The 23,692-nt window shown below is 71.9% G+C and carries 16 protein-coding genes; 10 read left to right on the top strand and 6 right to left on the bottom strand.

The genetic code is table 11. The features are described from left to right. Window positions 1–124 precede the first annotated feature (124 nt). Window positions 125–1,000 (top strand): cellulose-binding protein, encoded by an 876-nt coding sequence (locus tag ACZ7MG_RS18915; protein WP_471394930.1) that lies wholly within the window; start codon window positions 125–127, stop codon window positions 998–1,000. A gap of 198 nt (window positions 1,001–1,198) precedes the next feature. On the opposite strand, the gene ACZ7MG_RS18910 is transcribed toward ACZ7MG_RS18915, so the two are convergent. The 3 genes from ACZ7MG_RS18910 to ACZ7MG_RS18900 form a co-directional block, all read right to left on the bottom strand. Beyond that, window positions 1,199–2,848, bottom strand: coding sequence for a sodium/solute symporter (locus tag ACZ7MG_RS18910; protein WP_471394927.1), 1,650 nt, complete (start codon window positions 2,846–2,848; stop codon window positions 1,199–1,201). Next, window positions 2,845–3,258 carry a DUF485 domain-containing protein gene (locus ACZ7MG_RS18905; RefSeq protein ID WP_471394925.1) on the bottom strand — a complete coding sequence of 138 codons (414 nt, stop codon included), beginning with the start codon at window positions 3,256–3,258 and terminating at the stop codon, window positions 2,845–2,847. Before ACZ7MG_RS18905 ends, ACZ7MG_RS18910 begins: the two co-directional genes overlap by 4 nt. 197 nt (window positions 3,259–3,455) lie before the next feature. Then, the gene (locus ACZ7MG_RS18900) at window positions 3,456–4,970 is read right to left on the bottom strand and encodes an MFS transporter (protein WP_471395041.1); all 1,515 of its coding nucleotides are present in this window, start codon (window positions 4,968–4,970) and stop codon (window positions 3,456–3,458) included. A 715-nt stretch (window positions 4,971–5,685) separates the two neighbouring features. On the opposite strand from ACZ7MG_RS18900, the gene ACZ7MG_RS18895 reads away from it, so the two are divergent. Both ACZ7MG_RS18895 and ACZ7MG_RS18890 read left to right on the top strand, forming a co-directional pair. After that, window positions 5,686–6,474 (top strand): ABC transporter ATP-binding protein, encoded by a 789-nt coding sequence (locus ACZ7MG_RS18895; RefSeq protein WP_184893186.1) that lies wholly within the window; start codon window positions 5,686–5,688, stop codon window positions 6,472–6,474. Further along, window positions 6,471–9,050, top strand: a complete 2,580-nt coding sequence (locus ACZ7MG_RS18890) for an ABC transporter permease (RefSeq protein WP_471394920.1) — start codon at window positions 6,471–6,473, stop codon at window positions 9,048–9,050. The genes ACZ7MG_RS18895 and ACZ7MG_RS18890 overlap by 4 nt, the downstream gene beginning before the upstream one ends. A 127-nt stretch (window positions 9,051–9,177) precedes the next feature. Here ACZ7MG_RS18890 and ACZ7MG_RS18885 read toward each other — a convergent pair whose 3' ends face one another. Beyond that, on the bottom strand, window positions 9,178–10,647 hold the full coding sequence (locus ACZ7MG_RS18885) for a DUF2079 domain-containing protein (RefSeq protein WP_471394917.1): 1,470 nt from the start codon (window positions 10,645–10,647) through the stop codon (window positions 9,178–9,180). A 375-nt stretch (window positions 10,648–11,022) separates the two neighbouring features. On the opposite strand from ACZ7MG_RS18885, the gene mfd reads away from it, so the two are divergent. Then, window positions 11,023–14,556, top strand: a complete 3,534-nt coding sequence (gene mfd, locus ACZ7MG_RS18880; RefSeq protein ID WP_471394914.1) for a transcription-repair coupling factor — start codon at window positions 11,023–11,025, stop codon at window positions 14,554–14,556. A 16-nt stretch (window positions 14,557–14,572) separates the two neighbouring features. Here mfd and ACZ7MG_RS18875 read toward each other — a convergent pair whose 3' ends face one another. Beyond that, the gene (locus ACZ7MG_RS18875; protein ID WP_471394911.1) at window positions 14,573–15,328 is read right to left on the bottom strand and encodes a TetR/AcrR family transcriptional regulator; all 756 of its coding nucleotides are present in this window, start codon (window positions 15,326–15,328) and stop codon (window positions 14,573–14,575) included. Between the two features lie 133 nt (window positions 15,329–15,461). On the opposite strand from ACZ7MG_RS18875, the gene ACZ7MG_RS18870 reads away from it, so the two are divergent. Next, a complete protein-coding gene (locus ACZ7MG_RS18870; RefSeq protein ID WP_471394908.1) occupies window positions 15,462–16,370 on the top strand; it encodes an SCO6745 family protein in 909 nt (302 codons plus the stop codon). A gap of 256 nt (window positions 16,371–16,626) precedes the next feature. Next, the gene (locus tag ACZ7MG_RS18865) at window positions 16,627–17,352 is read left to right on the top strand and encodes an HNH endonuclease family protein (RefSeq protein ID WP_471394907.1); all 726 of its coding nucleotides are present in this window, start codon (window positions 16,627–16,629) and stop codon (window positions 17,350–17,352) included. 45 nt (window positions 17,353–17,397) lie between these two features. Here ACZ7MG_RS18865 and ACZ7MG_RS18860 read toward each other — a convergent pair whose 3' ends face one another. Further along, the gene (locus ACZ7MG_RS18860) at window positions 17,398–18,144 is read right to left on the bottom strand and encodes a hypothetical protein (RefSeq protein WP_471394905.1); all 747 of its coding nucleotides are present in this window, start codon (window positions 18,142–18,144) and stop codon (window positions 17,398–17,400) included. Window positions 18,145–18,354: 210 nt separating this feature from the next. Between ACZ7MG_RS18860 and ACZ7MG_RS18855 the strand changes: the two genes are divergently transcribed. The 4 genes from ACZ7MG_RS18855 (at window position 18,355) to ACZ7MG_RS18840 (ending at window position 23,624) form a co-directional block, all read left to right on the top strand. Further along, on the top strand, window positions 18,355–20,382 hold the full coding sequence (locus ACZ7MG_RS18855; protein ID WP_471394902.1) for an N-6 DNA methylase: 2,028 nt from the start codon (window positions 18,355–18,357) through the stop codon (window positions 20,380–20,382). A gap of 165 nt (window positions 20,383–20,547) precedes the next feature. Next, entirely contained in the window at window positions 20,548–21,165 is a 618-nt protein-coding gene (locus ACZ7MG_RS18850; protein ID WP_471394900.1) for a hypothetical protein, read from the top strand. 44 nt (window positions 21,166–21,209) lie between these two features. Beyond that, complete coding sequence (locus ACZ7MG_RS18845) at window positions 21,210–22,703, top strand: protein kinase domain-containing protein (RefSeq protein WP_471395039.1); 1,494 nt, start codon at window positions 21,210–21,212, stop codon at window positions 22,701–22,703. Window positions 22,704–22,955: 252 nt separating this feature from the next. Continuing rightward, window positions 22,956–23,624: a SurA N-terminal domain-containing protein gene (locus tag ACZ7MG_RS18840; RefSeq protein ID WP_471394897.1), complete on the top strand. Its 669-nt coding sequence runs from the start codon at window positions 22,956–22,958 to the stop codon at window positions 23,622–23,624. The last annotated feature ends 68 nt before the right edge of the window (window positions 23,625–23,692 follow it).

The raw sequence follows: 23,692 nt of genomic DNA, 5'->3' as shown, positions 1-23,692 counted from the left end.
CGCGTGTCCGGTCGTCCTCTCCCGTGACCCCGCACGGAGTGTCGCGTTATGAACACTTCTGCCCGATACATCAAGATGTGCGCGAAATCATCATTTCGTGTGCGTCCGGCGGAGAGGGCCCAGCATGAGCAGCGCACCGACGGCACCCCATGACTTCGAGTTCGACGTCGTACGGCGTGGGTACCGTCCCGACCAGGTCGACACCCACACGGCGGCGCTCTCCGCGGACCGGGACGCGGCGTGGGAGCGGGCCGCCCGGCTGACCGTGCTGGCCCGGGAGATGGGCGCGGACCTCGACGAACTGCGCGAGACGGTCGCCGGGCTGACCCCGCAGACCTACGAGGCGCTCGGGGAGAGCGCCCGGCATCTGTTCGCGCTCGGCGTCGAGGAGGCCGCGGCCGTCCGTGAGGGCGGGCGGGACGACGCCCGGCGGATCGTCGCCGAGGGGGAGGAGACCGGGCAGCGGCTGCGGGACGCCGCGCGGGCGTACGCCGACGGGTTGCGCGACGAGGCCGAGGAGCGGGCCCGGCAGCTGCTGCTGGCCGCCCAGGCCGAGGCGGACGAGCTGCGGATCGAGGCCCGGCGCGGGGTGAAGGAGGCGCGGGGCGAGGCGCTGGCCGCGCTGCGGGAGGTGCGGGAGCGGACCGAGGGGATGCTCGCGGAACTCGCCAAGGAGTACGACGAGCGGGTGGCCGGGATCGAGCGGGAGGTCGCCGAGCGGGAGGCCGCGTTCGACGCGGGGCAGGCGGAGCGGGTGGCCCGGGCGGAGGCGGCTCTCGCCGATGCCGAGCGGGAGTTCGCGGAGGCGGAGGCCGGTGCGGTGCGGATGCAGGGGGATGCGGAGGAGCGGGCGGAGGAGGCGTTGGCCGAGGCTCGGCGGCGTGAGGAGTGGGTGGTGCGGGAGACCGAGCGGGTGTTGCGGGAGCACGGGGAGAGGTGGGACGGGGTTCGTGCGCAGATGGACTCCATCCGGGACAGCCTGTCGGCGCTCACGGACTAGGGGGAGGGGTTTCCGGGGTGCGTTGTCGGGCGCGGGCCCGGTGGGGCTTCTCGCGCAGTTCCCCGCGCCCCTGAAAAACCAGGCCCCTACGGGCCTGAAAAGCAGGGGGCGTAGCCCCTGCTTTTCAGGGGCGCGGGGAACTGCGCGAGAAGCCCCACTCACCCGCACCCGCCCACGAACGCCGCACCCCCCACCCCCTCACGCGCCCCCGTCCCGACCGGCCACCCCCGCCAGGATCCGCCCCTCCACCGCCTCGTACTGCCGCCGCTGCTCCACGGCCTTGGTCCGGCCGGAGGCCACCGTGCCGAGCCAGCCGGCGAGGAAGCCGACGGGGATGGAGACGAGGCCGGTCGTGGTGAAGGGGAACCAGTTGAAGTCGGCGCGGGGGAAGGCGGAGTGGGGTGAGCCGGAGACCAGGTTGGTGCCGGTCATGAGGACGAGCACCGAGAGCGTGCCGCCGATGAGCGTGCACATCAGCCCCGTACGGGTGTAACGGCGCCAGAAGAGCCCGTAGACGAGCGCGGGCGCGATCGCGGATGCGCCGAGGCAGAAGGAGAGGGTGACCAGCGGCTGGAGGTTGCGGTGCTGGACCATCGTCGCGAGGACGATCGCGGTGACACCGACCGCGCCCGCCGAGAGCCGCGCGAGGGTCATCTCGCGGCGCGGGGTGAGGGGCGTGGTGGCGAGGGCCGCGAAGACGTCGTGGGCCAGGGAGTTGGCGCAGGCGAGGATCATGCCGGCCACGGAGGCGAGGAGGGTCAGGAAGACCGCCGTGGTGACCGTGGTGAAGAGCAGGGTCTCCGCCGTGGACACCTCCGCGCCGAACGCGGCCATCGAGCCCAGCAGATAGGCCGTGTTGCCCTGCGGGTCGGCCGTCGCGATCACCTCACGGCCGATCAGGGCCGTCGCGCCGAAGCCGATCACCGAGATGATCAGGACGAAGAACGCGACGGCGGGGACCGCCCAGGACAGCGAACGGCGGACCTGACGGGCGCTGTTGGCCGTGTACATGCGCATGGTGACATGGGGGAGGCACGCGCCGCCGAGGACGACCGTCAACTGGGCGCTGATCATGTCGAGTTCGGGGTGCGGGCCGCCCGAGAACTGCAGCCCGGAGTGCAGAAAGCCGGTGCCGATACCGCTCTGGTCGGCCGCCGCGCCGAGCAGCGCGCCGGGGCTCCAGTCGAACTTGTTCAGGATCAGTACGGCGATCAGCGCGCCGGAGCCGAGCAGCATCACGATCTTGATGATCTGGATGAGGGCGGTGCCCTTCATGCCGCCGATGGCCGCGTAGCCGATCATCAGCGCACCGACCACGACCACGACACCGGTCTTCAGGCTGTCGTTGGAGAAGCCGAGCACGAAGGCCAGCAGATCACCGGTGCCCGCGAGTTGGACCAGCATCATCGGCATCAGCGCGGCGATCGTGACGACGCAGGCGGTGATGCGGACCATGCGGCCGGGCATCCGCCGGGCCAGCGCGTCGCCCATCGTGAACCGGCCCGCGTTCCGCAGGGGTTCGGCCAGCAGGAACATCAGCAGCATCAGGGACAGGGCCGTGCTGAGGGCGAGGACGACACCGTCGTAGCCGAAGAGGGCGATCACCCCGCCGGTGCCGAGCACCGTGGCCGCCGAGATGTAGTCGCCCGCGATGGCGAGGCCGTTGCGCAGGGGGGAGAGCGAGCTGTAGCCGGTGTAGAACTCGTCGAGGTCGTCCCGGTCGGGGCCCGTCATCACGCACAGCAGAAGGGTGATCGTGGCAACCGCCGTGAAGCCGACGAGCGACATGGCCTGGGCCGAGCCGCTGAACTCGGCGAGGGCGCCGGCGGCCGTGGTGGTGCGTGTCATCGGGTGGCCCTCCGCCGCGCGTCCACCGCGGCCAGTTCGCGGATGCGGTCGGCGAGCGGGTCGACCCGGTGGCGCGCGGTGTGTTCGTAGAGCCAGATGGCGAGGCAGGTCACCGGGACCTGGAGCAGGCCGAGCAGCAGGCCCGTGGAGAGGCCGCCGCTGACCTCGCTGGTCATGAACGACGGGGCGAACGCCGACAGGATCAGGAACAGCACGAAGTAGCCGAGCGCCGCCAGCGTCGCCACCCGCCGCTGCCAGCGGTACGCGCTCCGCAGCACCCGCAGGTCGCTGTGGTGACCGAGCGGGGGCGGGGGCGGAGGCGAGACCGAGGGATAGGTCCGGTACGACGGGGACGAGCGGGGCGGTGGGTACGGCGGGCGGTGCGGGGGTGACGAGAACGCGTCGGTCATCCCTTGGTCTCCTTGCGCGGCTCGGGTCCGATGAGGACCGCAGGGAGGGGGGCGGGCGTGACGTTACTCGTGGGTTCGGGCATACGCGAGGCTTTCGGCAAACTGATCGGTCGGTATGCGCTTACTTGGAGGATCCGGCGCTGACCTCGGGTGTTACCCGGATTAACTCAGATTTTTGAACGAGGGTCAGGAGAGGGTCAGGAGTTGTTCCCGGGGGCGAGCACCGGGAACCGCCGCGGCGCCACCACCAGCAGGACCACGAACGCGACCGCCGCCGCGCACGCCGCGCCGAGGTAGACGGCGTGGACGGCGTCCGCGACCGCGCGGCGGACCGGCTCCGCCGCGTGGCCGCTGTCGAGGGAGTGGGTGACCGCGTCGAGGTCGCCCGCGCCGCCGAGCCGGGCGGCGAGGACCGCGTTGGCGACCGCGCCGAAGACCGCCGCGCCCAAGGTCTGCCCGGTCTGGCGGCAGAAGAGGATGGAGGCCGTGGCGGTGCCGCGCTCCTCCCACTCCACCGACGACTGGACGCCGATGATCAGCGGGAGTTGGAAGAGACCGAGGGCCGCGCCCAGCAGGAGCATCAGCAGCATCGGCTGCCAGGCCTCGCCCGGGTAGGGCAGCAGCGGGAAGGCGAAGAGGAGGGCCGCCGCCGCGGCGATGCCGGTCAACGCCGTGTTCCGGAAGCCGATGCGGCGGTAGACGTGCTGGCTGAGGGCCGCCGACACCGGCCAGCTCAGCGTCCAGATGGAGACCACGAAACCGGCGGCCACCGGGGCCAGGCCCAGCACCGACTGGGCGTAGGTCGCCAGGAAGACCGTGGGCGCGACCATCAGCAGGCCGAGCGCACCGAGGGCCAGGTTCACCGCGGCGATCGTACGGCGGCGCCACACCCAGCCGGGGATGATCGGTTCGGCGGCCCGGCGTTCGATCAGCACCAGTACGGCGATCAGGGCAAGCCCCGTGCCCAGCAGCGACAGCGAGGGCCAGGAGAACCAGTCCCAGGCCACGCCGCCCTGCACCAGCGCCATCAGCAGGGCACCGCCGCACGCGAAGATCGTCAGCGCGCCCGCCCAGTCGATCCGGGGCCGGCGGCCCGTCGACTCCCGCGCGGGCTCGTGCAGATGACGGACCAGCAGCCACAACGCCGCCGCGCCCAGCGGGAGGTTGATGAGGAAGATCCACCGCCAGTCCGCGTACGCGGCCAGGGCGCCGCCCACCCCGGGGCCCGCCACCGCCGACACCGCCCACACCGTGGACAGCTTGGACTGGATCCTGGGGCGCTCCTTGAGGGGGTACAGGTCGGCGGCCAGGGTCTGGACCGTGCCCTGGAGCGCCCCGCCGCCCAGCCCCTGGACGATACGGAAGGCGATCAGGGAGCCCATGTCCCAGGCCAGCGCGCACAGCAGGGAGCCCAGCAGGAACAGGGCCGCGCCCACGACGAGCACCGGTTTGCGGCCGAAGGTGTCGGAGAGCTTGCCGTAGACGGGGAGGGTGACCGTGACGGCGAGCAGATAGCCGGAGAAGAGCCAGGAGAAGACGGAGAAACCGCCGAGGTCGGCGACGATCTGCGGGACGGCGGTGGAGACGATCGTGGAGTCCAGCGCGGCCAGGCCCATGGCCAGCATCAGGGCGGCGGTCACGGCTCTTCGACGGCCGGTCCCGCCGGTGAGCTGCCCGGCCTCTCCGGCCTCGCCGGTGGGGGGCGCGGCCACTCCGGCCTCCCCGGTGGGCTGCCCGGCCACTCCGGTGGGCCGTACCGAGTCGTGTGCCGCGGGCCGTATGTCGCCCGTCTGCTCGCCGTCCACCCGATCCCCGCTCGCCTGTTCGCCGTCCACCGGATGCCTTCCCCTTGCACCTATCTGCCGCCGACCACCCTGCCATTGACCCTCACGCCACGGCAGGGTGCAGCCTGGTCGCACCGCGAGGAGGAGGTGAACCCCGAGACGGTCTCCTCCCAGGGGGCGAGATCCCTTAGGGGGACCTCCGTACTAGGGCTGGGGGCGGGTTCGTACCGCCGGAGGACGAGAGGGAACGCCTCCCGTCCTTAACCTGGCTTTACGCCGCCAGGGCCTGTCGTCACATTCCCGTCTGCCCCGCGACGCCTGGCACGCACTCTCGCCGCACCGGGCGCAGACCCGAGTACATCCAGTACGCGGGTCCACGCCCGGCACGCCGAGAGCACGCACCAGACGCCGCGGGGCCGCCCTTCGGGCGACGACGGGAATGTGACGACAGGCCCTGGGGGGCGGCACACCAGACCCGCGGGGGTGGGGTTTTCCCCCGCAGAAGACTGCGCTGGGCACCAGCGCGCCGGACCCCGTCCGGGGGCCAGACTCATCGGCATACCAAGTCGAGCCGCTCCTACGGCTCACCGGGATCGTCCACTGAGCGGCGGAACCATCCGCTGCCCGACTTAGGAGACATACCGTGACATCGGCTGTGACCATCACCAGGCACGGGGGTACTGGAGGGACTACGGCCGTTGCCGCGCGGGCGCGGCAGGTCGTGAAGGCGTACGGGTCCGGTGAGACCCGTGTCGTCGCCCTCGACCATGTGGATGTGGACATCGCGCGGGGCCAGTTCACCGCGATCATGGGCCCCTCGGGGTCCGGCAAGTCCACCCTCATGCACTGCCTTGCCGGACTCGACACCGTGACCTCGGGTCAGATCCACCTCGACGACACCGAGATCACCGGGCTCAAGGACAAGAAGCTCACGCAGCTGCGCCGGGACCGGATCGGGTTCATCTTCCAGGCGTTCAACCTGCTGCCCACGCTCAACGCGATAGAGAACATCACGCTCCCCATGGACATCGCGGGGCGCAAGCCGAACAAGGAGTGGCTGGGCCGGGTCGTCGACACCGTCGGGCTCTCCGACCGGCTCAAGCACCGGCCCACCCAGCTCTCCGGCGGCCAGCAGCAGCGCGTCGCCGTGGCCCGCGCCCTGGCCGCCCGGCCGGAGATCATCTTCGGCGACGAGCCCACCGGCAACCTGGACTCCCGGGCCGGCGCCGAGGTGCTGGGCTTCCTGCGCAGGTCGGTCGACGAACTGGGCCAGACCATCGTGATGGTCACCCACGACCCGGTGGCCGCCTCCTACGCGGACCGGGTGCTGTACCTGGCCGACGGCCGCATCGTCGACGAGATGTTCAAGCCGACCGCCGACGCCGTGCTGGACCGCATGAAGGACTTCGACGCGCGGGGGCGTACGTCATGAGTGTCATGAAGACCTCGATGCGCAACTTCTTCGCGCACAAGGGACGCATGGCGCTCTCCGCCATCGCGGTCATGCTGTCGGTGGCGTTCGTGACGGGGACCCTGGTCTTCACCGACACGATGGGCACCACGTTCGACAAGTTGTTCGCGGCCACCTCCTCCGATGTCACGGTCAGCGCCAAGGGCGCCTCGGACAGCGGGGAGACGCAGTCCGACACCGGCAAGCCGCCGGTCATGCCCGCCTCGGTGGTGGACAAGGTGGGCGGCGCGGAGGGTGTGAAGTCGGCCGAGGGCACGGTCTTCTCGACCTCGGTGACGGTCGTCGACGCCGACAAGGACAACCTCTCGCCCACCAGCGGCGCCCCGACCATCGTCGGCAACTGGAACGCCAACGACGCCCGCACCATGAAGATCTCGTCCGGCAACGCGCCGCGCGGCCCCGACCAGATCATGGTCGACGCGGACACCGCCGACAAGCACGGCCTGAAGCTCGGCGACGAGATCGGCGTGATCAGCGCCGTCGGCACGCACCAGGCGAAGATCTCCGGCATCGCCGACTTCCAGGTCACCAACCCGGGCGCCGCGATCTTCTACCTCGACACCGCCACCGCGCAGAAGACCCTCGTCGGCGAGACCGGCGTGTACACCAACGTCAACATCACCGCGGACACCGGCTTCACGGACGCGCAGGTCAAGAAGAACGTCTCCGCCGAACTGGGCGGCGCCTACAAGGTGCAGACCGCCAAGGAGATCGCGGACGCCAACGCCAAGGACGTCGGCGAGTTCATGAGCGTGATGAAGTACGCCATGCTCGGCTTCGCCGGGATCGCCTTCCTGGTCGGCATCTTCCTGATCATCAACACCTTCTCGATGCTGGTCGCCCAGCGGACCCGCGAGATCGGCCTGATGCGGGCCATCGGCTCCAGCCGCGGCCAGGTCAACCGGTCGGTCCTCGTCGAGGCCCTGCTCCTGGGCGTCTTCGGCTCGATCCTCGGTGTCGCCGGCGGTGTCGGCCTCGCCATCGGCCTGATGAAGCTGATGAGCGCCACCGGCATGAACCTGTCCACCGACGACCTCACCATCGCCTGGACCACCCCGGCGGTCGGCCTGCTCCTCGGCATCGTCGTCACCGTCCTCGCCGCGTACGTACCGGCCCGGCGTGCCGGGAAGGTCTCCCCGATGGCCGCCCTGCGCGACGCCGGCGCCCCGCTGGACGCCAAGGCCGGCCTCGTCCGGGCCGTCATCGGTCTGCTCCTGACCGGCGCCGGCGGCTTCTGCCTCTACCTGGCCTCCACCGCCGACAAGGCGGCCGAGGGCTCGATGTGGCTGGGCGGCGGGGTCGTCCTGTCCCTCATCGGCTTCGTCGTCATCGGCCCGCTGCTCGCCGGCGCGGTGGTGCGGGTGCTGGGCGCGGTCGTCCTGCGGGCCTTCGGCCCCGTCGGCCGCATGGCCGAGCGCAACGCGCTGCGCAACCCCCGCCGTACGGGGGCCACCGGCGCCGCCCTGATGATCGGCCTCGCCCTGGTCGCCTGCCTCTCCGTCGTCGGCTCCTCCATGGTCGCCTCGGCCACCGAGCAGCTCGACAAGACGGTCGGCACGGACTTCATCATCCAGTCCGACACCGGGCAGCTGATCACCCCGCAGGCCGTGAAGGCCGCGAAGTCCGCCGAGGGCGTCGCGAACGTCACCGAGTACAAGTGGACCGAGGCCGACTTCACCACCCCCGACGGCAAGACCCTCGAGAAGACGGCCATCACCGCCGCCGACCCGAGCTACGCCACCGACCTCGCCACCGAGGTCGTCGCGGGCAAGCTGGCGGACGCCTACAAGCCCGACTCGATGTCCGTCCACGAGAAGTTCGCCAAGGACCACGACGTCAAGCTCGGCTCGAAGATCGCCGTCGCCTTCAAGGACGGCCGCACGGCCGACCTGACCGTCCGCGCCATCACCAGCAGCGACGTCGTCATCGACGCCGGCGCCATGTACACCTCCATCGACACGATGGCGAAGTACGTCCCGGCCGACAAGATGCCGCTGGACCAGCTGCTCTTCGCCTCGGCGAAGGAGGGCCAGGACGCGGCGGCGTACAAGTCCCTCAAGGCCGCGCTGCACGACTACCCGCAGTACGAGGTCCGCGACCAGACCGACTACAAGGAAGCCCTGAAGGGCCAGATCGACCAGCTCCTGAACATGATCTACGGCCTGCTCGCCCTGGCGATCATCGTCGCGATCCTGGGCGTCGTGAACACGCTGGCCCTGTCGGTCGTCGAGCGGACGCGTGAGATCGGCCTGATGCGGGCGATCGGTCTCTCCCGCCGCCAGCTGCGCCGCATGATCCGGCTGGAGTCGGTCGTCATCGCCCTCTTCGGCGCACTCCTCGGCCTCGGGCTGGGCATGGGCTGGGGCGCCACCGCGCAGCAGCTCCTCGCCCTGGAGGGCCTGAACGTCCTCGACATCCCCTGGCCGACCATCATCGGCGTCTTCATCGGCTCGGCCTTCGTGGGCCTGTTCGCCGCGCTGGTCCCGGCGTTCCGGGCGGGCCGGATGAACGTCCTGAACGCGATCGCCACCGAGTAGTCGCGGAGGCCACCGAGCACGGGGGACACGGGGGAACGGGGGAACGGGGGAACGGGGGAAACCGGGGGAGAGCCCGGCGCCGGGAAGCGGAGGCTTCCGGGCGCCGGGCTCCACCCGTGTCAGGACGTCAGGACGACGAGGGCCCGGCGGTGGCGGGAGACGTGCGCTTGAGGAGCACGTACCCCTGGATGACGCCCCGCAGGACGTACGTGTCGCGCGGATGCAGCTGACGGGCGAAGGCGGGCACGTCCTTCACCCAGCGAGAGTTGTTGTTGAAGACGATGTAGTCGGGGGCGAGACCCTTGGTCCGGCCTATCCAGAAGACCCGGCAGCGGGAGGTCAGCCGGGCGATCGGGCCGATGTTGGCCTCGACGGTCGACCCGTCGGGGATCGTGGCGATCAGCCTCTCCACGGCCTTGACGCCGTCCGGCACCCGATAGGCGTCGGACTTGGTCAGGTTGCCCAGCGGCAGCGCGGTCGTCAGCGCGAGCGAGGCCGCGAGGACCGCGGCGGGCAACTGCAGCGCGTACGAGCGCAGCCAGGGGCGGGCGCTCTGGCGGGCGGCCGGGAGCACGTCGACGAGCGCGAGGGTGATGATCGGCATCAGGACGGCGCTGTAGTGGAAGGCCGTGCTCCAGTAGTTGTCGTCGGCGGACACGAACCGCCAGCCCAGGGTGGGCAGCACGGCGAGCAGGATCGGGGAGCGCAGGGAGAGCAGTCCGCTGGTCGGGATCAGCAGCCAGAGAACGGTACGGATCTTGACGTCCAGGCCGTCGAGGGGACCCGCGCCGCCGACCTTGGTCAGATAGTCGGAGGAACCGGTGGTGTTGAAGGCCGGGATGATCATGGTGAAGGCGAGCAGCGTGGCGACCGCGCCGAACGCCGCGACCCCGAGCGCGTACGGCACCACGGGGGACGCGCCGTGCCGCCGGGCCCGGAGCGCGACGACGACCGCGATCATCGCCAGGGTCAGCCCCTGGTCCTCCTTGACCAGCACCAGCGGCAGCCCCCACAGCAGCGCCGCCCGCCATCGGTGCCGGAGCAGCGCCTCCAGGGAGAACGCGATCAGCGGGACCGCGAAACAGATCTCGTGGAAGTCGAAGTCCACGGCGTTCTGCAGCCCCCACGACAGCCCGTACGCCACCCCCAGCGCGAGCCCCCGGGCCCGCCCCAGCGCCCGCGTCGCCGCCCGCGTCACCGGCACGGCCGACAGCGCGAACAGCGCGGCCTGGACCACCAGCAGCGTCACCGGGGACGGAAACACCCGGTAGACCGGCGCGAGCAGCATGATCACCGGGCTGAAGTGATCCCCGAGCACGCTGTACCCCGGCCCCTTCAGCTCCACGATCGGCGCCTGGAGGTGCGCGTACGCCCGTATGGCCTGCTCGTAGATCCCCAGGTCGTACGACCGGGTCCCCAGCCGCAGATACCGCCCGACCGACACCACCGCATACGCCACGAACAGCCCGACCGCGAGCAGGTACGGCTCCCGTCCCGCGAGAGAGAACCGCCGGCCAGGACGACCGGACGACCCCGACGCCATGACCGGCACGGGTATGAGCGCCGACGACTGCGCGGACGGTGCGCTCGGGACCATGGGGGCTCACGTTCGGGTAGGGGCGGGGGTGCCCTAAGAGGGTAGGCGCCCTGAAAAGCGGCCTGGAAAGCAGAGGGCGCAGCCCCTGCTTTCCAGGGGCGCGGGGAACTGCGCGAGAACCCCCACCGGACCCGCGCCTACCCACCCACTCCGCGCGGAGCGCGAAGGGGGTCACAGGGGCGCAGCCCCTGAGGATGGGACGGGTAGGGGCGGCGGGGGCGAGAAAAGTCGCCCCCACCCCCGACACCGCTCGTCGTACCCTGGACACCCCCGGCCGTTCACACGAGTCCGGGCGTTCGTGTTGCCCCCGGCAGCCGATCCGCAGTCCAATCCGCCGCCCCACAGCCGAGCCCACCCGGACGGGAAACGCCCCGAATGAGCCTCCACGGCCTGCTAGACGCCGTAGTCCAGGACGCCCCCCTCGCGGAAGCGATCAGGGCGGCATCCGACGGCCACCGCACCCACATCGACCTGGTGGGCCCTCCCGCGGCCCGCCCCTTCGCGGTGGCCGCCCTCGCCCGGGACGCCGCCCGCCCCGTACTCGCCGTCACGGCGACGGGCCGCGAGGCCGAGGACCTGGCGGCGGCCCTGCGCTCCCTGCTCCCCCCGGACGGCGTCGTGGAGTACCCGGCCTGGGAGACCCTCCCGCACGAGCGGCTCAGCCCGCGCAGCGACACCGTCGGCCGCCGCCTCGCCGTCCTGCGCCGCCTGGCCCACCCGCGCCCGGACGACCCGGAGACCGGCCCGGTCTCGGTGGTCGTCGCCCCCGTCCGCTCGGTCCTCCAGCCCCAGGTCAAGGGCCTCGGCGACCTGGAACCGGTCGCGCTGCGCACGGGCGAGACGGCCGACCTGAACCGTACGGTCGAGGCGCTGGCGGCAGCGGCGTACTCCCGGGTGGAACTGGTCGAGAAGCGCGGCGAGTTCGCCGTGCGCGGCGGCATCCTGGACGTCTTCCCGCCGACCGAGGAGCACCCCCTGCGGGTGGAGTTCTGGGGCGACGACGTCGAGGAGATCCGGTACTTCAAGGTCGCCGACCAGAGATCGCTGGAGGTCGCCGACCACGGCCTGTGGGCGCCGCCCTGCCGCGAACTCCTTCTCACGGACGACGTACGCGCCCGCGCACGCGCCCTCGCCGAGCGCCACCCGGAGCTGGGCGAGCTGCTGGGCAAGATCGCCGAGGGCATCGCCGTCGAGGGCATGGAGTCCCTCGCACCGGTCCTCGTCGACGACATGGAACTGCTGATCGACGTCCTGCCGAAGGGCGCGATGGCGATCGTGTGCGACCCGGAGCGGGTGCGCACGCGCGCGGCGGACCTCGTCGCCACCTCGCAGGAGTTCCTCCAGGCGTCCTGGGCGGCGACCGCCGGCGGCGGCGAGGCGCCCATCGACGTCGGCGCGGCCTCCCTGTGGTCCATCGCGGACGTCCGCGACCGGGCCCGTGAGCTGGACATGATGTGGTGGTCGGTGTCGCCGTTCGCGGCCGACGAGGAGCTCGACGCGGACACCCTCAAGCTCGGTATGCACGCCCCCGAGACCTACCGCGGCGACACCGCGAAGGCGCTCGCCGACACCAAGGGCTGGCTCGCCGACGGCTGGCGCACGGTGTTCGTGACCGAGGCCCACGGCCCGGCCGCCCGCACGGTCGAGGTCCTCGGCGGCGAGGGCATCGCGGCCCGCCTGGAGGCCGAGCTGGGCGAGATCGCCCCGTCGGTCGTGCATGTGGCCTGCGGCTCGATCGACTACGGCTTCATCGACCCCGCCCTCAAGCTCGCGGTGCTCACCGAGACCGACCTCTCCGGCCAGAAGGCGGCCGGCAAGGACGGCGCCCGGATGCCGGCCCGCCGCCGCAAGACCATCGACCCGCTCACCCTGGAGCCGGGCGACTACATCGTCCACGAGCAGCACGGCGTCGGCCGCTACATCGAGATGGTCCAGCGGACCGTGCAGGGCGCGACCCGCGAGTACCTGGTCGTCGAGTACGCCCCCGCCAAGCGCGGCCAGCCCGGCGACCGGCTCTACATCCCGACCGACCAGCTGGAGCAGATCACCAAGTACGTCGGCGGTGAGGCGCCCACCCTGCATCGCCTCGGCGGCGCCGACTGGACGAAGACCAAGGCGCGCGCGAAGAAGGCGGTCAAGGAGATCGCCGCCGACCTCATCAGGCTGTACTCCGCCCGGATGGCGGCGCCCGGACACGCGTTCGGCGCGGACACGCCCTGGCAGCGGGAGCTGGAGGACGCCTTCCCGTACGCGGAGACGCCCGACCAGCTGACGACGATCGCCGAGGTCAAGGAGGACATGGAGAAGACGGTCCCGATGGACCGCCTGATCTGCGGCGACGTCGGCTACGGCAAGACGGAGATCGCCGTCCGGGCCGCCTTCAAGGCCGTCCAGGACGGCAAGCAGGTGGCCGTGCTGGTGCCCACGACCCTGCTGGTGCAGCAGCACTTCGGCACGTTCAGCGAGCGGTACTCGCAGTTCCCGGTGAACGTCCGGGCCCTGTCCCGCTTCCAGACGGACACCGAGGCCAAGGGCACCCTGGAGGGGCTGCGCGAGGGCGCGGTCGACATCGTCATCGGCACCCACCGCCTCTTCTCCTCCGAGACCAAGTTCAAGGACCTGGGCCTGGTCATCGTCGACGAGGAGCAGCGGTTCGGCGTCGAGCACAAGGAGCAGCTGAAGAAGCTCCGCGCGAACGTGGACGTGCTGACGATGTCCGCGACCCCGATCCCGCGCACCCTGGAGATGGCGGTCACGGGCATCCGCGAGATGTCCACGATCACGACGCCGCCGGAGGAGCGCCACCCGGTCCTGACCTTCGTCGGCCCGTACGAGGAGAAGCAGATCGGCGCGGCGATCCGCCGTGAACTCCTGCGCGAGGGCCAGGTCTTCTACATCCACAACCGGGTCGAGTCCATCGACCGCGCGGCGGCCCGGCTGCGCGAGATCGTCCCCGAGGCGCGCATCGCGACCGCCCACGGCCAGATGTCCGAACAGGCCCTGGAACAGGTCGTCGTCGACTTCTGGGAGAAGAAGTTCGACGTCCTCGTCTCCACGACGATCGTCGAGTCGGGCATCGACATCTCCAACGCGAACACGCTGATCGTGGAGCGCGGCGACACCTTCGGTCTGTCGCAGCTGCACCAGCTGCGGGGGCGGGTGGGCCGAGGGAGGGAACGCGGCTACGCGTACTTCCTCTACCCGCCCGAGAAGCCCCTGACCGAGACGGCCCACGAGCGCCTCGCGACCATCGCCCAGCACACGGAGATGGGCGCGGGCATGTACGTGGCGATGAAGGACCTGGAGATCCGGGGCGCGGGCAACCTGCTCGGCGGCGAACAGTCCGGCCATATCGCGGGCGTCGGCTTCGACCTGTACGTGCGGATGGTCGGCGAGGCGGTCGCGGACTACCGCCGCCAGCTGGAGACCGGGGAGATCGAGGAGGAGCCGCCGCTCGAAGTGAAGATCGAGCTGCCGGTCGACGCGCACGTCCCGCACGACTACGCGCCGGGCGAGCGGCTGCGACTGCAGGCCTACCGGGCCATCGCCTCCGTCAACACCGAGGCCGACATCGCCGCCGTACGCGAGGAACTCGTCGACCGCTACGGCAAGTTGCCCGAGCCGGTGGAGAACCTGCTGCTGGTCGCCGGGCTGCGGATGCTCGCCCGTGCCTGCGGGGTCGGCGAGATCGTCCTCCAGGGCACCAACATCCGCTTCGCCCCGGTGGAGTTGCGGGAGTCGCAGGAGCTGCGGCTCAAGCGGCTGTACCCGGGGACGGTCATCAAGCCGGCCGCCCACCAGGTGCTGGTGCCCCGCCCGAAGACGGCGAAGGTGGGCGGGAAGCCGCTGGTCGGGCGGGATCTGCTGGGGTGGACCGGGGAGTTCCTGGCTTCGATTCTGGGGTCGTAGTCGGTCAGTCAGTCGGTCAGTTGGCCGGTCTGGGGCTCGGGCTGGGACTGGCCGTCGGGCCCGGGCCCGGGCTCGGGCTGGGACTGGGCGTCGGGGCCGGGCTGGGCGCGGGGGTGGGTGGCGCGGCCCGGAACAGCAGTTCCGTGGCCGTGCGGAACACCTCCTCGGGGTCCTGGTCGCCCACGACCCCGGCGAGGTTGCCGCTGAGCAGCAGCGTGGCGAAGCCGTGGGAGAGGGACCAGGCGGCGATCCCGGCCAGCCGGGGGTCGGCGTCGAGGGCGTCCAGGGTGCCGGGGCGGGCCTGGGTGACGGCGGTGCGCAGCCGCTCGCGGGACAGGGCGCGGGCGGTGGTCAGTTCGAGGTCGTCCTCGCGCAGCAGCTCGGGCCGGAACATCACCTGGAAGTGCGCGGGGTGCTCGCGCGCGAAGCGGACGTAGCGCACGCCCGCGTCCCGCAGGTCCCTGGCCTCCGCGAGCGCCGCCGCCAGCAGGGCGTGCCCTTCCGCCGCGATGGCCGTGAGCAGACCCGTGCGGTCCTTGAAGTGATGGGCCGGCGCGGCATGGGAGACCCCAGCGCGCCGCGCCAGATCCCGCAGGCTCAGCGCGGACGGGCCCTCGGCGGCGATGACGTCGAGCGCGGCGTGGAGGATCGCGCGGCGCAGGTCGCCGTGGTGGTACGGGCGGTCAGGCCGCGGGGCCGGTGAGGGCTGTGCGGGCTGTACGGGTCGTGCGGCTTGTTCCGGCTGGTGATCGGCCGTGGTGTCGCGAGGCATGGACACAGCGTAGATCCCCCGGGGGCTTCAATCTAGTCGTTGACAAGTTTGCTGCGGTCGGGCAATCTAGCCAGTGACAAGTTATGGCTCCGGTCGCCGTCGCGGCCGGGATGAGCGGCAAGGAGGATGCGCCATGTCCGAGTACGGCAACGACACGGGAAGCGAAGCCGGACGCGCCACCGTGGACCTGGGCGAGGTGCGCCGCATGTGGCACCTGCTGGAGCCCCTGCACGCCGTCCTCTATTGCGCGCCTGAGGCCTTCGAGGAGGCGGCCGCGCTGGGGTACGACGTGGCGGAGCGATGGCCGAGCTACTTCCCGTTCCGCGCGGCACCCCTGGGCGCCGTCGGGGCCGGGCGGACGGCCTCCGCCTTCTACAGCTTCAGCCCCCGCATGGTCGCGGAGCACATCGAACGGGCCTGGAAGACAGCGCCACCGGACGCCGTGCTGGCGGCCCGGGACCGGGCGGTCGACCGGGCCTACCGGGAGATATTCGGTGACCGCGTCCACAGCGCCGAACTGACGGAGGCCGCGACCCTGGCCCGCCGTGCCGCGGAGTCCGCGACCACCGAGGGCCGCCCCCTCGCCGCGGCCAACGCCGAGCTGCCCTGGCCCGAGCCCGCGCATCTCCAGCTCTGGCGGGCGGCCACGATCCTGCGGGAGCACCGGGGAGACGGCCACCTCGCGGCGCTGCTGACCGCGGACCTCGACCCCACCGAGTCCCTCGTCTCCTTCGCCGCGATAGGCGCTGCCCCGGTGGAGCGTTTCGAGAGCCGGGGGTGGAGCCCGGAGGAGTGGAGGGCCGCCCGCGCCCGCCTCGTCGTACGCGGCCTGGTGGAATCGGACGGTACGGCCACGGAGGCCGGCCGGAGCCTGCGCCGGCAGGTCGAGCAGCACACCGACCGGCTGGCCGCCGCGCCCTGGCGGCTCCTCGGCGCCGACGACACCGCCCGACTCGCCGATCTGCTGGGCGAGTTCTGGGTGGCCGTCATCGGCTCGGGCCTGCTGCCCACGGAGACGACCCTGGGGATAGGCAAGGTGTGAACGGCTCCTGACGGGTCGGAGGGGCCATCCCGGTCGGCGGGGACGGGCCGGAGGGACGGTCCCGCCGACGGACCTCCCCGGCCGCTCACCCCCCACCCCCTCACCCCCGGAGATACGCCCGGCGTGCACCCGCCGACTGTCGATGCCGCCGGGTGCCGGTACGGCCGATCCGGGTGGCCGCTACGGTGTTGAGCAGGCGTGACGGGGAACCCACGCGAGACCGCGTGCGAGCACGGACAGAGGAAAGGGGTGTCGCGTGGTGCGTTGGAGGGGTGGGGTCGCCGTCGTCGCTCTGGTGCTGGTCACCGCGACCGGCTGCGAACTGGACAGCACGGGCGGCTCGGCCGGACCGCAGGAGAACCCCGGCGGGGGCGGCGGCGGTGCCGCGTTCGCCGCGGCGGAGGCGCTGACCGTGAAGGGGAGGGCGCCCAAGACCGGTTACGACCGCGACGAGTTCGGCAGCCCCTGGGCCGACACGGACTCCAACAGCTGCGACACCCGCGACGACATACTCAAACGCGACCTGGACGACGTGAAGTTCCGGGACGATGACTGCACGGTGGTCTCCGGTGTGCTCGACCCGGACCCGTACACCGGCGGGGACGTGCCGTACGTCCGGGGCCGCAGCAAGATCGACGTGGACCACATCGTGGCCCTCTCCGACGCCTGGCAGAAGGGCGCCCAGAAGTGGGACGACAGCAAGCGCATAGCGCTGGCCAACGACCCGCTGAACCTCCTCGCGGTGGACTCCGGCACCAACCGAGGCAAGGGTGACGGTGACACGGCCACCTGGCTCCCGCCCAACAAGGCGTACCGCTGCACGTATGTGGCCGCGCAGGTCGCGGTGAAGACGAAGTACGGCCTCTGGGTCACCTCCGCCGAACAGGACGCCATGAAGCGGGTCCTGACCACCTGCCCCGAGCAGAAACTGCCGACGGGCGGCAACCCGACCAAGGCCCCGGCCCGCTTCCACGCGGACTGAGAAGGTCGTGGCGCCGGTCGTGGTGCCGCCCGGCGGGAGAGCGCGTCAGCTGAAGTCCTCGTCCAGGTCGATGACCTTGCCCTCGGGGGCCTTGGCCGGGACCGGCTTGTCGTAGTCGGTGAAGGCGAGGTCGCCGGGCTCCTTCGCGGACTTGCTGACGACCCGCAGCAGGTACGGCTTGCCCTCGGTCGCGACGTACAGCGTGTAGCGGTCCTTGCCGTCCTTCTCGTCGAGGACGATCGCGGGGGTGCCACCGGTCTCGGTGGTCTTGCCGCGGGTGGCGTCGGAGTTCACGTCCTCGAAGTCGGCGAGGACGGTGTCGAGGTCGCAGAAGCTCGCGATGTCCTTGGAGTCCTCGGCGGTCGCGGACGTCTTGGCCCACTTGCCGGCGAGCATGTCGACCACCATGTCGGCCTCCTCCTTCGAGGAGCCCTTCGACTGGGCGCGCAGGAACGCCTCGTCGTACTTCATGTAGAGGGTGTCGCCGACCTTGATCAGCTCGGCCTCGCCCTCGCCGCCCATGCTCATCGTGCCGGCGCAGTCGCCCTTCTTGTTCATCGCCATGTCCAGCTGGACCGTGCCGCCGGCGGACTCGTCCTGGATCTCGCCCTTCATCCGGAGCGAGTCGGCGCCGGAGGTGGCCTTCATGGCCTTGTCGGCGATCTCGCCGCCGGAAAGCCCGGCGAACGGCCCCTCGGCCTTGTCCTCACCCGGCAGGCAGCCGGTGAGCGAGACGGTGGCCGCGGCGGCGACACAGAGAGCGGCGATTGCGGTGCGACGGGTGCGACGCATGGGAGTTCCCCCCTGGGAATGTGACAAAGCGGCCGACGTGTGACCACCCGGCTCGGGCGGCACGCCGTTCGATGGGTCAATGACAGCAGAGCTTGTGAACCGAGTCAACACGGTTCACGGGATCGAGTGTGTACACGATGTGTATGGGTAGATCTTGCGTGCGTCGGTATGCTCGACGTCACACCACCAGGTACGAGGGGAGCCGGGCGCGTGCAGGGGAACGGGACAGAGGTCACGGCCGCGGACATCGCGCGGCTCGCCGGGGTGGGCCGCGCCGCCGTCAGCAACTGGCGCCGACGGCACGCCGATTTCCCCAAACCGGTCGGCGGCACCGAGACCAGCCCGGCCTTCGCGCTCGGCGAGGTGGAGAAGTGGCTGCGCGCTCAGGGCAAGCTCGCCGAGGTGCCCCTGAAGGAGCGGGTGTGGCAGCAGGCCACCGGCCACCCGGAGGGCCCCGTCACCGCCCTCGTGCACGCGGGCTGCGCCCTGCTCCACCTCCATGACCGGCCCCTGGTCTGGCTGGAGTTGAGCGCCTGCCCCGACGACGAGCAGCTGTCCCGGATGCTGCCCGACGCGCTCGGGGACGTCCTCACCCCGCGCTTCGGCCCGGCTCACGCCCCCGCCGTACCGCGGCCCACGCCCGCCGAACTCCTGCCCTCGATCCCGTTGCTGCGCGGCGCCACCGAACTCGCGGCCGACCTGGGGGCGAAGCAGACCTTCGAGTTCCTGCTCGCCCGGCACCTCGACGCCAACCCGCGCCAGTACACGCTGACCCCGGGCGAGCTGGCCGAGCTGATGGCCGAACTCGCCGGTCCCGCCCGCACGGTGCTCGATCCGGCCTGCGGCACCGGCGCCCTGCTGCGCGCCGTCGCCGCCCGCCCCGGCCAGGAGCTGTACGGCCAGGACAGCTCCCGCGAACTGGCCGCCCTGACCGCGCTCCGCCTCGCCCTGCGCACCCCGAGCACCGTCCGTACGGCCCCGGGCGACAGCCTCCGCGCGGACGCCCACGAGCACCTCAGGGCCGAGGCGGTCCTGTGCCACCCGCCGTTCAACGAGCGCAACTGGGGCCACGACGAACTCGCCTACGACCCCCGCTGGGAGTACGGCTTCCCGGCCCGTACGGAATCCGAACTCGCCTGGGTGCAGCACGCGCTGGCCCGTCTGGAGGACGGTGGCACGGCCGTCCTGCTGATGCCGCCGGCCGCCGCGAGCCGCCGCTCGGGACGCCGTATCCGCGCCGACCTGCTGCGCCGGAGCGCCCTGCGTGCCGTGATCGCGCTACCGGTCGGCGCGGCACCCCCGTACAACATCCCGCTGCATCTGTGGGTGCTGCGCCGGCCCGGAAAGGCGCCCGCGACCCCCGAGTTGCTGCTCGTCGACACCGGGCGGCTCGTGCCCGAGGGGCGGGGTGGGTTCGACTGGGCGGCGGTGCGCGCCGCCGTGCTGGACGCCTGGCGGCCCTTCGACCGGGCGGGCGAGGTGGCGGAACGGCCGGGGCTCAGCCGTTCGCTGCCGGTCATCGAACTGCTGGACGACGATGTGGACCTGGCCCCCGCCCGGCATCTGCCGCCCCCGGCCGCGGGCGGCGGCGCCGGCGAACTGGCCGCCGTACGCGAACGCCTCGGCGAGACCCTCCGGCTGACCGCCGACCTCACGCCCCCGCTCACCGAGGAGGAGCGGTCCGCGCGCTGGCCGCTCACCACGGTCGGCGAACTCGCGCGCGGGGGAGCCCTGGTGCTGCGCACGGGCGGCAGCGGCCCCCACGCGCGCGTGCTCACCGACCACGACGTCCTGTCCGGCACGGCACCCTCGGGAACACTGCCCGAGACCGGCGAGGCCCCGGTGCTCGTCGAACTCGGTGATGTCGTCGTCCCGGTGCTCGGCGGCGGCGGGGTCGCACGCGTGATCGACGAGGAGACCGCAGGCGCCGCCCTCGGCCGCAACCTCACCCTGCTGCGCCCCGACGGAGCCGCGCTGGACGCGTGGTTCGTCGCCGGTTTCCTGCGCTCCACCGCCAACAGCCGCCAGGCCAGCAGCTATGCCTCCACCGCGACCCGCCTCGACGTACGCCGCCTCCAACTGCCCAGGCTCCCCCTGGACCAGCAGCGCCGCTACGGCGAACGGTTCCGCGCCCTCGCCGCCTTCGAGGACGCCCTGCGTCAGGCGGGCCGTCTCGGCGAACGCCTGGTGCGGGGCATGTACGACGGGCTGACGGACGGTTCGGTCGCGCCGGACTGAACCCTACGATCACCCCTACCGGACGGAACCGCTCCGCCTGAGGCGGCGTGACCAGCACTGCGGTACTACAACGGTTGTCCACAACCCTGGACCTCATGTCGTGGTCGACCGATACCCTCGGGACGACATCGCACATCCGCTCTCACCAGGCCCTCAGGAGCAGCCATGCAAGGCCACGGCTATGCGCCGACACCGCCCCCCGGCCCCGACCAGGGGGGCCAGATCACACTCCGTGTGATCTTCGTGGTGGTCGCGGTCATGAGCTGTGGCCTGCTCGCCTGGGCCTGCCTGCTGCGGCTCGCCTCGGTGACCCGCAAGACCCTCGACTGGTGGCTGTTCGCCCTCGCGGTCGTCCAGATCGTCGTGACGCTCTATCTGATCGGCACCGACCCGGGCAAGGACGAGTTCACCACCTGGAGGGGCGACGTCGGCATGTCGCTCCTCTTCGGCGGCCTGATGGCGATCGTCGCCTACTACCTGGCCGCGGACATACGCCACTTCAGCCGGCTCCGGACCGCCCCGCCGTCGCCGTACGCCCAGACCACGGCGTACTCGCAGCAGACCGGGTACAGCCCCCAGCAGACCGGGTACAGCTACCCGCCGGTCCAGGTCCCGCAGCCCTACACACCGGCCCCGCCGGTCCCGCAGCCTCCCGTGCCGCACCAGCCCCCGCCGCAGCAGGCGCCCGAGCCGCAGCGCCCCGGGCCGGCCCGTATCGACCAGGTGCGCGCCGAGTTGGACGAGCTGAGCGACTATCTCCGCAACCACGAGGGAGACCGGTGACCCAGGGGCACGGGACCGGACGTGTGATCACCGGCCGCTACGAACTGTCCACGCTCATCGGCCAGGGCGGCATGGGCCAGGTGTGGACGGCGTACGACCAGCGTCTCGACCGGCGCGTGGCGGTCAAGCTGCTGCGCCCGGACAAGGTCGCGGGCCAGGAGGCCGACGAGCTGCGCCGCCGCTTCGTGCGCGAGTGCCGGGTCACGGCCCAGGTCGACCACCCCGGCCTGGTGACCGTGCACGACGCGGGCAGCGAGGGCGAGGAGCTGTTCCTCGTCATGCAGTACGTCGACGGCGCCGACCTCGCCGACCATCTCGCCGAGCACGACCCGTACCCGTGGCAGTGGACCGTGTCGGTCGCCGCCCAGCTGTGCGCCGTGCTGTCCGCCGTGCACGCGGTGCCGATCGTCCACCGCGACCTCAAGCCGCGGAACGTCATGGTCAAGCAGGACGGCACGGTCACCGTCCTCGACCTCGGTGTCGCCTCCGTGATGGACACCGACACCACCCGCCTCACGCACACCGGTTCGCCCATCGGCAGCCCCGCCTACATGGCCCCCGAGCAGGCCATGGGCGGCGCGGTCGGCCCGTACACCGACCTGTACGCGCTGGGTGTGCTGATGCACGAACTGCTCAGCGGGAACGTCCCGTTCACCGGCTCCACGGCCCTCGGCGTCCTCCACCGCCACCTCTACGAGCCGCCGGTCCCCGTCCGCCGCCTGCGCCCCGAGGTCCCCGAGAACCTGGAGGCCCTGGTCCTCCGCCTGCTCTCCAAGGACCCGCAGCACCGCCCGTCCTCCGCGCAGGAGACGTACGAACAGCTCCTGCCGCTGCTCCCCGCGCGCGGGATGCCCACCGGCTCCCCGCTCGACCCCACGCGCCCCTTCCTGCGCCCCCACGCCCCCTGGCCGGACCGGGCCCGGATACCCGCGCCGCAGCCGTCGGCCGCGCCCGACCCCGCGCCCGCCGTCGACAAGCCCGATGTGGCGGGCGCCGTCGACGAGGTCAAGCGGCTCCTCGGCGAGGGCCGCATCACCCAGGCCGTCGACATCCTCGGCGCGATCCTCCCGGCCGCCGCCGCCCAGCACGGCGAGCACTCACCCGTGGTCCGTACCCTGCGCAAGCAGTACGCGGCCACGCTGATGGACGACGGCCAGTACCGCCGCGCCCTGCCCGAGCTGCGACGCCTCGGCGACGAGCGGGCCGCCGAGGCGGGCCAGGCCGACCCCCAGGCGCTGCGTTTCCGCTACGACTCCGCCCAGTGCCTCGAACAGCTCGGCGAACCGGCCGCGGCCCTCGCCGAGTACCGCTCCCTGCTGCCGTACTACGAGAACCAGTACGTCGGCGGCGACCCCGAGCTCTCCCTCGACGTCCGCCGCCGCATAGGCCACCTGCTCCTCGCCCTCGGCGACCGCGGCGCCGCCCACGAGACCCTGGGCCGGCTGCTGCTCGACGTGGAGCGGCTGCGCGGACCGTCCCACCCCCTGGTCGGCGAGGTCCGCCGGACCCTGCAGTGGCTGGGCCAGGTACGCGGCTGACACTCCCGCCGGACCGTACGTTGTACGCCGCCTCGGCCGAAGTCCGGGGCCGGTGGCGATCGTGGGCCGAGCCGGGTGGTGTGCGGGGGCGGCGGCTCGTGGTGTGCGGGGGCTGAGCCGGACGTGGCGGGGGCGGTGCCCGAAGTCGGCGTGAATCGTTGGTCGAATGGCTGGCCGAGAGCAGGGCCACTGCCTACCATCGATCACCGCAAGACTTTGTGCACCGCCGCACAATCTCCTCGGGAGGCTCACTTGCACCGCCGCCGTCGCACCGCGCTCGTCCTCTCCGCCGCGATCACCGCCGCGGCGCCGCTCCTCACCGCCTGCGGAAGCGACGCGCATCCCGGCGCGGCGGCCGTCGTCGGCGACGACCGGATCACGGTCGCGCAGCTGGAGAACCGGGTGAACGAGGTGCGCACCGCCCAGCGCGCCGCCAGCACGGACGAGAGCCAGTACCAGCAGGCTGTCTCCCAGAGCAGCGCCCTCACCCGCAACACCCTGAACAGCATGGTCCTGGAGAAGGTCCTCGACCAGGCGCTCGCGGACGCCGACGTGACCGTCAGCCGCAAGGAAGTCCAGCAGTACCGCTCCGATCTGCAGGCGCAGGCCGGCGGGGCCGAGGCCCTGGAGACGGCGTATCTGCAGCGTTACAGCGTCGCCCCCGACCAGCTGGACGAGAGCCTCCGCAGCGACGTCGAGGTCCAGAAACTCTCCACCGCCCTGGGCGCCGACCTGAACACACAGGAGGGCGGCACCGTCTTCTGGAAGGCCCTCTCCGAGGCCTCGAAGAAACTCGACGTCGACCTCAACCCCCGCTACGGCAGCTGGGGCATCGACCCCACCTCCGGCAGAGTCGGCCTCCTCGACGCGAAAACACCATGGCTGAAGGAAGTCACGACGACCCAGCAAAAGCCGGCGTAGCGGGCAAGCCCGCCCGGCCTGTGGAAGGGGGCGCGCGCGTCGCGGTTTGCGGAGCCGGGGGATTCAGC

This window comes from Streptomyces sp. NPDC107538 (assembly GCF_055657445.1).
Note: the sequence above shows the minus strand (reverse complement) of the source record. Positions and strands in the feature narration are given on the sequence as shown.